Below are 12275 nucleotides of genomic sequence, written 5' to 3' on the forward strand. Positions count from 1 at the left end.
AATCGTTTTTATCAACAAAAAAGTAAGGAAATAAAATGTTGAAACAGGTTGTATCTTCCACCGTTTTGGTTGGGGCTTTGTTTTTCTCTGGTTGTGCTTCCATCAACAAAGCACCGGCCAGTATGGATGCTGAGGCAAAGCAATTTAAGCCGAATCCCAGCTACTCTCAGGTTTATGTATACCGCAATGAAACACTTGGGGCTGCGTTGTCCATGCCGGTGACGGTCAATGGCAAGTTAGCGGGTACCACCGGACCAAATTCATTCTTCAAGTTTGATCTGCCGGCCGGGGAGCATACTATCACTTCCCAGGACGACGAATCCGTACTGAAGATCTCCACCAAGAACAACGAAATCTATTACGTGTGGCAGGAAGTGAAAATGGGCGCGTTCTCCGGTGGCTCTGATTTGCAGATCGTCGATGAAGCCAAAGGCCAGTCTGGCGTGCGTGAATGCACGATGATTCAAAGCAACTTCTAAGCGATAGTGTACAGCGTTGTGTTCAGAAGGGGGGTGTAACACCCCCCTGATACCGCGGCTGGCAAGATTCCCAAACAGGGACGCAAACATGTTATAAAGTAAGTCGCACTCCGCTATCTAATGGACATCTCAGACATGGAAGATCACTTTTTACAACCAAGACTGATCGGCAAAACGGTCTCGTTATTCCCATTGCAGGCATCACATTTCGAGGAACTGTATGCCGCCGCCTCCGACCCCTTGATCTGGATTGGCCATCCACGCACCGACCGCTACCAGCGGGAGGTCTTCAGCAAACTCTTCGAGGACTCCATCAATTCAAAAGGCGCCCTGATCGTGGTTCAGAATGATACTGGCAGGGTCATCGGCAGCTCCAGATACTATGAATTCAACCCCGAACAGTCCGAGGTTTGTATTGGATATTCGTTTCTTGTGCGGGACTGTTGGGGAGGGGCCGTCAACAAAGAAGTCAAGCAACTGTTGTTGGACCATGCCTTCACCCGCGTGTCCACGGTCTGGTTCCATGTGGATGTAAACAATGTGCGCTCCCGAAAAGCCATGGCAAAAATCGGTGCGGTGCAATCCCATATCGGCACCAAGCTATTCGGTGGTCAGGCCTATGACTACGTGTTCTATAAAATGGAACGCGCCAACCAGGCTGAGGCTGTGAGTGACCCGCTCGTTGACCAAAGCACAATCTGATTTGGTGCAAGCCTGGTTTGGTGATCGCTTCAGTGAGCTTCACCCCAGGTTGCAGGCCCTTCATATACAGGGGGGGCAGTTGACCGGTCAGGTCAGCTTGGCGTTCGGGCGTGGGGTGGCAGGCGTGATCGGCCGGCGGCTGGCCCGTAAAATGGGTTTGCCCAGCGCCGGTGACCACCACCTTCGAGTTTCCATATTCCACGATGAGCACTGCCTGCACTGGTATCGACAGTTCAATCAGCAGGAAACCGTGGAATCCCGTTTTAAACCGGTGGGCACACTGCACCAGGGCTACTGGCTGGAAACCACGGGGCCACTGACGATGCGGTTGACGGTGGATATCCTGAACGGCGCTTGGCATTGGCGCTGCCTGGAGGTGACGCTTTACGGCTGCCCGATTCCGCTGTGGTTGATTCCAAAAATGGAAGCCTATAAAACGGTGGAAGACGGCCGCTACCGTTTTCACGTCAGCTTTTCGTATCCGTGGTTAGGCGCAGTGTTCGGCCCAGAGCTGGGCCCGTTAGTGGTCTATGAAGGTCTGCTGGATCTGGAAGAATTGCCCGCAGACGCCGGGCGTGATCGCCATGAGTAACCAATAAACCTGATCAGGTGAAATTTATGGAAGCAAAAGTTGCGGTGTTCGGCATCCTGCGGTTTCCTCCCCAGCAGATTGCCTCGTTGCTGCCACATCTGGAAGCCTTTGTTCGCGCCACCCAGGAACGGGATGGCTGCATTCTTTATGAGGTGGCAGAAGATCCATTCGATAAGGGCCTGATCCGGTTTTCGGAGCTGTGGCCCAGTCGTGAAAGCCTGGAACAGCATTTGGTGGCGTCTCATATTGAACCCTGGCGCCAAGCGGCGCGGGCCCACGGTTTATTGGAGAGGGTTTTTCACTCCTATGATATCCGTTCCACAGCCATACCGGTCTGACGGGAGGTGACTATAACACCACCACTTGTTATCGGAATGTCGCAAAGTCGTGTTAAGATTGGCGGTTCACAATAAAAAGATAAATTAAATTTGGGGAAGACACGGATGATTTCTGTTAAGAAACATGCTGTTCGGATTTGTTTGCTCTCAATCTTCACATTAATACTTTGGGGTTGTGGTGGTGGCACACCGGCGCTCAAGAATGGGGTCCCGGTTACCGGCGTGAGTGGTGCGCTTGATTCGGTGAAAACCTACCGCATCAGTATTCCAGACAACACCAATGCCTTGCTGATCGCGCTGACCGGCAGCCCGGATCTGCAGGCGGAATTACTGAACGCCGACGGAACCAGCCTGTTGTTGTGCCCATCCCTTGCGGTATCACTTGCGCCCTGCAGTCTGCTGAATCCCCCTACTGGCGATCTGGAGCTCAAGCTGACCTCTGTTGCGGACTATGAAAATGTGTCCATCGCGGCGTCCTGGGGTGGCCCTGACGCTGCCGTGCTCACCAATGCGGTTCCATTGGCGGAGCTGAATGCGCCAGCAGACTCCATACGTCTGGCCTCGTTCTTTATGGAGGCACCGGAGCAGGTGCTGTCGTTGCAAAGCAGCGGCCTGCAGGATTCAGAGCTGCAACTGCTGGACAGCCAGGGGCAGCTGATCCAGCCATGTGGACAACGTTGTCAGGTGGCAGGGCTGGCAACGGGCCTGTATTTTCTCCGTATTCAGAATAGCGCGGCCTACAGCGGCGCCAGCCTGGTGGCCAGTTGGGGTCGCCCCTTAACAGCCACGTTGGAAAACGGGATTCCAAAGCGCGGGCTTACCGGTGTGACCGGCGAGCGACTTGTCGAAACCCTGTATCTGCCGGCCCAGGCGGACAGCATTATGGTGCTTAGCAGTTCCCTGGGTGTGTTTCTGGAAATCATCAATCAGCAGGGAGTGGTGGTAATGGACTGCCCACTGGCACAACCGTGCACGGTGTCCGGCCTGACAGAGGGCCTGTATTCCGTCGCCATGGTGTTGTCGAGCGATGAGAGTGCCTTTTCCATTACGGCGGCCTGGGGCGGTGAGGGCATGACATCACTGGCTCAGGGTGCCCAGCGCCCGTGGTCGGACGCGGAAGTGGGCGACGTGTTTCTGGATACGTTTGTCGCGCCGCAGGATGCCGAGTTTGTGGCCGTGGCGCCGCTGGCGGAACATGTGGTGCAGGAAGTGTTCTCTGCGCGAGGGGAGCGGGTGGCTTCCTGCTGGTTAGAGCAGCCGTGTATTCTCCCCCAACCGCAGGCTGATCCGTATTTCGTGAAGAGCCAGGTGACAGGGCCCAGCGGTCCGCAACAGTTTCACGTTGCGCTGAACTACGGCGGTCCACTCTATGATTCGTTGGAGCGCCGTCAGCGTAAACAAAACCAGGCTGTACCCGACAGCGGTTTCCTGATTGAAACCTTCTCTGCCCAGGCGCAGGATCGCCGCGGGGTATTTGCGGCAACCCTTGGTACCCGCGTTAAACTCTACGGGAGCGATGGCGTCGAGTTCCACTGTGAGCCCTATCGCCCTTGTCTATTGGATCTGCAATCCCCGTCATCCTTCATTGCCTATATCCATAACGAAGACGGCGGTTTGCTGCCAGTGGGCAGTCCGGTCAGTGTTGCCTTTTCCACCTGGAGCGAGCAGGGGGGCACCCTGGTGAATCAGGATCAGGTTCAGGCGGCGATCCAAGGGGATGCGGATCTGCAGTTGGAAACCTTTAGTACACAGGAGGATGTGGCCGCCTTTATGTTGGCCGCACCGGACACCCGCGATGAAAACCCGTTGCTGATAGAGATCCTGGATGCGGAAGTTGGCGCCGGTGTGGCGTTCTGCTACGACTTTGAGCCCTGTATTGCAACCAACACCGGGGCCAAGGACTACGTGGTGCTGATCGGGCGCGGCGGCTCGGCGCCCCAGGACAACGTCGTCAACACCGTATCCCTCACCTTCGGCGGAACGGCTTACACCACCATCGCAAACGGCGGGGTGAATCGTCATGCACTGGCGACCGGGGCATTTGCGGTGGAATCCATGGTGGTTCCTTTCACCACGGAGTTGATGCAGTTCGCTGCATCGCCTTCTGGGCAGGTGGATGTCTACTCCGCCCATGGGGAATGGGTTTGTCGTCAGCAGGTTCGATGTTCGTTGCTGGTCGGTAGCAGCAATGTGTTGTTCGCCCGAGTGACGCAGTTGGATGGCACCTACTCCGAGCTGAATACCAGTCTGGCGCTGGGTGCAGAAGGGGTTGGCTCCATGGTCAGCGGTGATCAGAAAACGCTGGTGTTGCCCAATGAGACTAGTGTGGCTTTGCAGTCGTTCTATGTGCCTGAAGGCATCGAGGGCGGTGTATTTGCGGCCTTCTCTGCCGATGGGGTGGTCAACGTCAGTATCCGTTCGGGGGATGGGCGTGAGATCTGCAGTGCTGAGCAGGGTTGTGGTTTTAGCGGCGCTCGAGACGAATTGTATTTTGTGGAAATGACCATGGCCTACAGCGCAGTGGCGGACCAGCCGATTACGGTCAATGTGTCACTGTTGCTGGGCAGCCAGCAGCAAACCACGCTTGAAAGTAGTGGTTCCTTTTATGATTTGAATCTGGCGCCCGGTGCAATGCATTTGTCCTCATTTTATCTGTCGGATGAATTCAATTCGCTCGCTTTGGCAAACAGTCCGGATATGCTGATCAGAGTGTACGATGAGCAGGGATTGCCCCTGCCCGAACAGCAGATCTATTCACACTTGCCACCAGGGTTGTACTTTGTGCAGGTGATGCGAACCGATGATCCCTGGCAGAGTGCGTCCGGTTTTTCAATCGCGCTCGGTGGGGAACAGCATGCCGTTATGCAGCGGGGCAGGCCAGCGTCGTTTGAATTTGTGGCAGACGGTCGCGTTGATGTACAGAGCTTTTTCCTGCCAGAAAGTGCAGACTCTGTTCTGTTGGTGCCTTCACCCCTGGCATGGATGACGGAAATACGGCATTCGGAATTTGGCCCTGATGTGATTGCCTCCTGCAGCGGGGAGGCGCATTGTCATTTAGCGTACGGAGAAGCGGGAACCTACTTTGTTTACAGCTACCTGCCGGATGACGGGTTTGAGCCGGCGGCTCAGTATTCGATGACCATGCAATACCTGAACTCCGCCACCGGCGGTTCCATGAACCATGGGCAGATTGCAACCATTGATGCGCTAGAGCCAGGCCAGTTCTGGATTGAATCGTTTTACCTGGCGCAACACTCCATACCATTGGCAGTGGGCACCTCCGCCAATACCAGCGTCAAAGTCGTTCATGAATTTGGGGGGGGAGTTGGTCCAAGTGCGTGGAGCTCTCCAGCACTGATGAGCACCTACGATGCACCAGGCGGTGGGTATTATGCATTGATGGAGGCGAACCCGGATTATCCCGGCAGCAATCAGGAAGAGATGTGGTACAACAATCACAGCGTCAAAGCGCTGTGGGGCAATGAGCCCACGATGGTGAATGGCGGTGCCATTGCCATCGGCCGCGATCACGTGGTGTTGGAGAGTTTCAGGGTGGAAGAAGGCGCCGCTGCCAATTTCCCGGAAATCTATTCCGGCATGGTAACCCATACGGTGGAAATGGCTTGGAGTAACCTGTTCAGTGAGTTTGATTACCAGACCTGTGATCTGTTCTGGGAGCCTTGCCGTTTTGATATCAATGAGCCAGGTTTGTACTACGTGTTCCAGGAGAACGTCCATGACTACCCAGATCGTGAGGTGGGCAGTCTGTCATTGGCCTGGGGTGGACCAAAAGGTACGTCCTTGGAGAATGGCAAAACCTATCAAACGCTGCCGTTTGATACCCTGAACTTTGCTGTGCATTCAGTGTATTTGCCAGCGCAGACTACGTTGACGTTTAACCTGCCGGAAAACACCACGGTAGAAGTGTATGACGGTTATCCGGGTGACCATGAGGTGGGTTGTTATGGGGCCACATGCGAGCTCACCCTGGAGCCGGGTCTGCACTTCATTTATTTCCGTTTTCACGCGTGGCCAGTGCTGGGCACCGAAGGGGTACGTTACCAGGTGTTGTGGTAAGCAGTATTCTGGTTAGCACATAGACCCAACTGGCCATCAGCCGATGGCCAGTTCCTTGATCCGCCGTTTCAACGCTGCTTTGGAAACGTGCAGTTCATCCACCATCTGTTCCAGATTGCCGGCACAACGCTCGTAGCTTTGCGTCAGCTCATCCACGCTCAGATCCCCGGCTTTGCGCACGTTGGGATTGGCTTCAATCATTTTGTACAACGCCGCGCGGGAGATATTCAGGTCTTCTGCGGTGTTTTTCAGATCCCAGCGCTGGCGTTGCAGGGCCTCCATCAATTCTGACTCTTCGATGGTGCTGGGCTTGCGTCGATTGGGTGGTGGTGGCGCGGCGTTGCTGACCGCTTCCCCCTGGCGGGGTCTGGCGTAATGATGAATGATGCTACCGGGCACCGGTGTGGGTTCCTGTTCGATGCCGTTGTTGTCCGGCGGTGTCTGTTCCTGTTCCTGCTGGCGTTGGTTCTGTTCCAACAGCATGGCTTCCACCCGCGGCGGGATGCTGGTGAAACCGGCCAGACGATTGTGGATGGCCACCTGCCGCGCGACGTTGCGCATCTGGCGGATATTACCGGGCCAATCAAACTCCAGGGCATGCCGGAAGAACTGATACCAGAGCATTTCGGAATCCGGGTCCAGCTCCTGGTAATGACGCTGCTCGGCGATGGCATCAAATTCGTAACGCAGGAACTCCGACAGCAACAGGCCGATGTCGGGCTTGCGCTGGGCCAGGCGGGGAATCCAGATTTCAAAACCCGCCAACCGTTGCAGCAAGGGATTGCGGAAATCCTGGGATTCCAGTTTGCTCTCCAGGTCGGCATCGGTGGCGGCCACCAACCGCACATCCACTTTCAGGGTTTCGGTGCCGCCCACCGGCCTTACCTCGCTGGTTTCCAGGGTGCGCAGCAGGGCCACCTGCACCTCATCGGGCGCGTCACCGATTTCATCCAGGAACAGGGTGCTGTTGTTGGCCTGGGAAAAGTAGCCGGGCTTGTCTTTGTTGGCGCCGGTGAAGGCGCCTTTCTTGGCCCCGAACAATTCGGAGATGGCCAGGGATTCCGGGATGGCCCCCACGTTGACGGCCAGCATGGGGCGCGTGCAGCGGGGACTGGCGTTGTGCAGGGCGCTGGCCACCAATTCCTTACCGGTGCCGGTTTCGCCGCGGATCAGCACCGGTACATTGAGGTCGGCTACCCGATCCACGGAACGGCGGATGTTCTCGATGCCTTCACTGACCCCCAGCATGCGATGCATGTTGGGACTGCGCCGGTCCGGCGTCAGGCTGTGCAGCACCACGATGACCCGAGCCCCCAGCTCCACCACCACGCCAGTCTTCAGTTGTTCCTCGAACACATAGTGGGGGGCACGAACATGAAAGCCGTCGATGCGGATGGCGGTGCCTTCCGGGTGGGGGGTGATAAGCAGGCGACCGTTCAGTTGCTGGATGGTGATGGGTTTGCGGCTGACGTAACGATCATCCAGGCTATAGCGGGTTTTGGCGAAGGGGGTGGAAAATTCCGGTTCCAGTCGTGACAGGGAGCAGGTCTTGCCTTGATCCAGCCCCTCCAGATAGGCGGTGGCGCCGATCCGATTCCAGTCGCTGTGGTAGGCGATTGTGAGGGCGTACAAGCTGTTCTGGCTGCTAAAGCTGACCGGCCGCTCGGCGCCCCACATGGTTGTATCGTTGCTCATTCCCTACTCACTGGATGCTATTTGTTATCGGTGGGTGTCAGCTTCGGGATTGTAACGGTGAGGGCTGAAAATTGCTACGTAAGGCCCTGATTAACCGCCAATCAGCACCGTGGGACAGCCCATGATGATGGTGCCGCCGTGGGCAGTGGTATCCCCCATGCGGGCGGCGGGTTTGCCGCCGATCATCACCGTGGCGCTGCCCTTGATGATGCTGTCCGGTGGCCCCACGCATACGCACATGCTGCCCATGCCGGCCGCCGGCATGCTGCCGATCAGGACAGTGGGGGCGGAGGGCATGGTAATGGGCCCACCCACGTGGGGAATGGGCACCGGGGCCGGGGTCTGCATGGGGCAGAGGTGGTTGTCGCCGACGCGGGCTGCGGGTTGTCCCATGGGGGGGCTCCTGTCCGTAATCTGAGGGTTAGTTGATCATCACCAGGCCGCCCTGCATTTTGAGCATGCCGCCGCCTTTTACTTCCGTCATGGCGCTGCCGTTGATCTTCACCATGGTGCCGGTGATGGTAACGCCGCTGGGGTCGATTTTGATGCTGTTGCCCCCCACTTTCAGCTCAATGGACATATTGGCCTGCAGGGTGATCTTCTGGGCGGATTTGTTGGTGATGGCGCCGGTGACGTTCATGGTTTGCTTGCCGGTGACCTTGTGGGTCTGATCGCCGGTGACCTTGAAATCCTGATTGCCGGACACCTCGGTTTTATCATTGCCACCCACGCTCAGGCCGCGGTCGCCCCCGACGCTGACAGACTGGTCGGCACCTACGGATTCGGACTGGTTCTCGCCGATGGTGATGGTCTGGTCCTTGGCCACGTCCAGGGTCTGGCTGCCTTCGGTCAGGGTCTTGCTTTCATCACCTTCACTGATGGTGATGGTGCGATCTTTGGTGACGGTGAGCGTCTGGTTGTTCTCCACCGTACCGGTTTCATCAAAGTGCACGATGTAGTTGTAGTTCTTGCCGGCTTCGACGTAAATCTCTTCGGCGTTTTCCTTGTCATCAAAGCGCAGTTCATTGAATTTCTTCGCCGCGGTTTTGAAGCCGCTCTGGGTGCTGGTGTAGCCCGGGCCCTGGTTGTCTTTATTGTAGAGTGCGCCCACCACCACCGGCCGGTCCGGATCACCGTTGATGAACTCCACCAGGACTTCCTGATTCAGGCGCGGTACGAAACTGGCGCCCCAGGCGGCCCCGGCATAGGATTGCGCGACCCGCAGCCAGCAGCTTTTGGCGCCATCGGACCAGGGGAACTCCACCTTGATCATGCGGTGGGGGTCGGCAGTGGCTTCTGATGCGGAGGCGTTCAGCTCCACTACTTTGGCGGTCAGAGGGCCACGCATCAGTTGTTTGGTACGGGTGACCGGCGCCCGGAACACCACCGTGGATGGAATGCAGCTGAAGCTGTTGCGATAATCCGCAGTGCGATCATTACGATTCTGGGCGGCGTGCTGAACCTGGGTCAGCACATAGGTGTTGCATTCAGACTTGATGTGGTGATCGAGCTTGAAGCGGCCGCCGGGGCTGAAACTGCCGGCATAGCCTGAACCCTTGGCAATATCGTGGGCCGCCTCCAGGCTTTCCAGGCGCACGCCGTTCATGCGTTTGTTGCTGGCCACATCGAAATCGTGATCGGCTTCGCTGCCGGATTTGTAAATAAAGCCGCTGAAATCCTGCACGGTTTTATTGCCCGGGCTCTGGGCAAACTTGTGTTTGGTGGACAGCGTCTGTTTGTAGAAATTCTTGGGTGTGTTGTGGTTGTAATCGGACATCTCGAAGGTGTCCGTGTGGAAATTCATTTCCCGATGCCAGCTCAGGATGCTGGCTTTCAGATCCATGTCGGAGCCGACGTTCAGCTTCACGTCTTTATCCGCACAGTCCACATAACCCGAGGTGCTGTCGCACAACACCATGGTGTGTTCGTTTTCTTCGTGGGTGAAGTAATAGAAGATGCCTTCCTCTTCCATCAGGCGGCTGACGAAGTCAAAGTCGCTTTCACCGTACTGTACGCAGTATTCGCGTACCAGGTAGGACGCCGAGGTTTTGTCGTCCACTGTGCAGAAAGCGCCGTATTCACCCAGTACATCCAGAATGATGTCTTTCGCCGTTTTCTCTTCAAAGATCCGGTGTTGTTGTGATTGCGTGGCAAACCAGAAACCGGGTACCAGGCGCAGGTTGTAACGCCGGTAATCACCATCCAGTTCACCCAGCGAGAAACCATTGACCCGGCCGTGAAAATAGCGCGGTGTTTTGGTGTCTTTATGATTCAGGGTAATCGAACATTTCTGGCCGATCACATCACTGCTGCCCAGGTTATGGTTCTTTGACAGGATGGTGACCGACAGATTGAACGGCTGGGAGATGGTCTCGGTGCCCTGCAATTCTACCGCGATGGCGTCTTTGCTGACAAAACTCGCCGCAATGGATAGTAGTCGATTGTCCTGACTGATTGACATGGCCGCAGCCCCGTTTCATTGGTTGGTGAAAGGTTAGTGGGTAAAACACGTGGGCGGGGGGGTGGCCCCGCCCGCTACCGCTTACTGAGGTTCGCCGGTGGTGAGGTTGTAACCCACTTTCATGTTCTGACCATTCTTGTTGGTCTTGTCGGCGCCCTGCAGATCGGCCACGATTTTGGAGAAGCTGAGGCTCAGGGCTTCGCTGGGAGCGCTGCCGCCGCTGGCGTTGACGCTGTAAGAGCTGATCAGCACGTCAGACAGGGTGTAAGCGGCGTATTTTTCCACTTGCTTGGCACCGGTCTGAACGATGTGGATCTGTACTTCGACCCCTTCCACGCCGGTCAGGGATTCTTTCAACAGACCGCCGGAGGCGTTGTCCATCATTTTGGTGGCGCTCACTTCGCTGATGGAGGGGCGGGTGGCTTCGCGGTTGGCCATGTTGCCCACTTCCATGGTGATGCCGCGGCCGCAGCCCAGGCTCACAGAATCCAGTTCAATCCAGTCTTCATAACCTTTTGCCGTTACGTTGCCTTTGATCGCAAGTTTGTTGTAGTTCATGTAAATAGCCATTTTCCAGTCTCCTTTCCTTTTTTATGGAATGCGTTGTTCTACTGCGTTGGTGTGTGGTGTTTTTGGGTGTTCGTAACTGGAGTTAATCAAGCTCTGTGCCAACTTTTTAAGTGTTTGTTATATAAGAATATTATTGTGTTCTGTTGGGCCTGGCCAAGTGGACAGGGCAGGCCTTGGGGAGTGGCTTGGGCCCTGACATAAAAAGTGACAAGTCACCTGGATGGTTACCATGTCACTCCAGTGTAGCTGACATTTCGGACTATATTGATTACACGCCCAGTGGGTCATATGTCACGAAATCGGGTGGTTTCCTGCCCTTGGCATAACGGTTGCTCTGCTGAGTCTGGATGCACTCCTTCAAGCCCTTAGCGAAGCAACGGCAGAGCGAATCTGCGACACATAAATAAGAGGTTCTTCAATATGCAACACGGATATCTCAAGCCCTCCCCCCCCATGTTGACCCGGGTGGGTTACCCCTCCACATTTCTTTTGCCGGAAGACGACATGGAAATCGACATTACCCCCATCGATCTCAACGGCAAAATTCATCCCGGCACCTACGGCAGCGAGTTCGGCGCCTATAAAATCATCGGGCGGGAAATCAGCGTGAAGCGTTTTCTCCACGACAACGGGCAGGTGAAGCTGTTTGTGAATGGCAACCAGTCCATCGTGGTGTCCAAGTGGTCCTACAACAAAAACGCACCCAGCCAGGAGCTGCAAAATATCCAGACCGGTATCACCATCGGCAAAACCCTGGCCAGTGCAGCCAAGGGCACCGCCCAGGACAGCGCTTTTGTGGGCGCGGGCACCGCGGTGAAAGCCGGAGTGAATGCGGGCAAATTGGTGTACGATCACTTCAATACCAAGGAAATTGATCTGGACAAAGTGCCCAACCCCGACGGCAGCAAATGGAAGAAATTCAAAAACGCCATCAAGCAGGTCAAGGATAACGTAACCGGTGATCGCGTTGCGGTGTTGATCTCGGTACTGGCGCCACCGCCCAAAGTGGCCGGTACTTACAACACCAACATGACATCGGTAACGCTGTCCAACGTGGCGTCGATCATTAAAGGGCTGTGATGCTGCGGCAACGCTCAACCGGACAGTAAAGAAAGATCCCCGCTACGGCGGGGATTTTTGTATGCCAAGGTTTCAGGTCAGGAGAAGGGAACCCTAATGCAAACGCAGTCCCATTAAACTTGGGGGTTGCTTGCAACGCAAAAAACCGCACCCTGGCGCGAGGCCAGAGTGCGGTTGAGCGAGGTGGGGAACGGTGTTGCTTACTGCGGTTCGCCGGTGGTGAGGTTGTAACCCACTTTCATGTTCTGACCATTCTTGTTGGTCTTGTCGGCGCCCTGCAG

General features: G+C 56.0%; 10 protein-coding genes. 6 read left to right on the forward strand and 4 right to left on the reverse strand.

The features are described 5' to 3' along the window. Nucleotides 1-35 precede the first annotated feature (35 nt). From D9N14_RS01295 to D9N14_RS01315, 5 genes are all read left to right on the forward strand, one after another. Complete coding sequence (locus D9N14_RS01295) at nt 36-479, forward strand: DUF2846 domain-containing protein (protein ID WP_290576014.1); 444 nt, start codon at nt 36-38, stop codon at nt 477-479. 135 nt (nt 480-614) lie between these two features. Continuing rightward, nucleotides 615-1181: a GNAT family N-acetyltransferase gene (locus D9N14_RS01300; protein WP_290576016.1), complete on the forward strand. Its 567-nt coding sequence runs from the start codon at nt 615-617 to the stop codon at nt 1179-1181. Further along, complete coding sequence (locus D9N14_RS01305; protein ID WP_290576018.1) at nt 1150-1773, forward strand: DUF4166 domain-containing protein; 624 nt, start codon at nt 1150-1152, stop codon at nt 1771-1773. Before D9N14_RS01300 ends, D9N14_RS01305 begins: the two co-directional genes overlap by 32 nt. 26 nt (nt 1774-1799) lie before the next feature. Further along, on the forward strand, nt 1800-2111 hold the full coding sequence (locus tag D9N14_RS01310) for a putative quinol monooxygenase (RefSeq protein ID WP_290576020.1): 312 nt from the start codon (nt 1800-1802) through the stop codon (nt 2109-2111). 222 nt (nt 2112-2333) lie between these two features. Beyond that, nucleotides 2334-6188 carry a hypothetical protein gene (locus D9N14_RS01315; protein WP_290576022.1) on the forward strand — a complete coding sequence of 1285 codons (3855 nt, stop codon included), beginning with the start codon at nt 2334-2336 and terminating at the stop codon, nt 6186-6188. A 36-nt stretch (nt 6189-6224) separates the two neighbouring features. Here the strand turns inward: D9N14_RS01315 and D9N14_RS01320 are convergent, their stop codons facing one another. The 4 genes from D9N14_RS01320 to D9N14_RS01335 all read right to left on the reverse strand — a co-directional run bounded on the left by D9N14_RS01320 (nt 6225) and on the right by D9N14_RS01335 (nt 10914). Beyond that, complete coding sequence (locus D9N14_RS01320; RefSeq protein ID WP_290576024.1) at nt 6225-7883, reverse strand: sigma 54-interacting transcriptional regulator; 1659 nt, start codon at nt 7881-7883, stop codon at nt 6225-6227. 90 nt (nt 7884-7973) lie between these two features. Then, nucleotides 7974-8276, reverse strand: coding sequence for a PAAR domain-containing protein (locus tag D9N14_RS01325; protein ID WP_290576026.1), 303 nt, complete (start codon nt 8274-8276; stop codon nt 7974-7976). A gap of 28 nt (nt 8277-8304) precedes the next feature. Beyond that, nucleotides 8305-10344: a type VI secretion system Vgr family protein gene (locus tag D9N14_RS01330; protein ID WP_290576028.1), complete on the reverse strand. Its 2040-nt coding sequence runs from the start codon at nt 10342-10344 to the stop codon at nt 8305-8307. A gap of 81 nt (nt 10345-10425) precedes the next feature. Further along, nucleotides 10426-10914 (reverse strand): Hcp family type VI secretion system effector, encoded by a 489-nt coding sequence (locus D9N14_RS01335; protein WP_290576030.1) that lies wholly within the window; start codon nt 10912-10914, stop codon nt 10426-10428. 420 nt (nt 10915-11334) lie between these two features. Here D9N14_RS01335 and D9N14_RS01340 point away from each other — a divergent pair, with 420 nt between their 5' ends. Next, nucleotides 11335-11994: a hypothetical protein gene (locus D9N14_RS01340; RefSeq protein ID WP_290576032.1), complete on the forward strand. Its 660-nt coding sequence runs from the start codon at nt 11335-11337 to the stop codon at nt 11992-11994. The last annotated feature ends 281 nt before the right edge of the window (nt 11995-12275 follow it).

The organism is Ketobacter sp. (genome assembly GCF_003671495.1).
In the GTDB taxonomy this organism is placed as follows: domain Bacteria; phylum Pseudomonadota; class Gammaproteobacteria; order Pseudomonadales; family Ketobacteraceae; genus Ketobacter.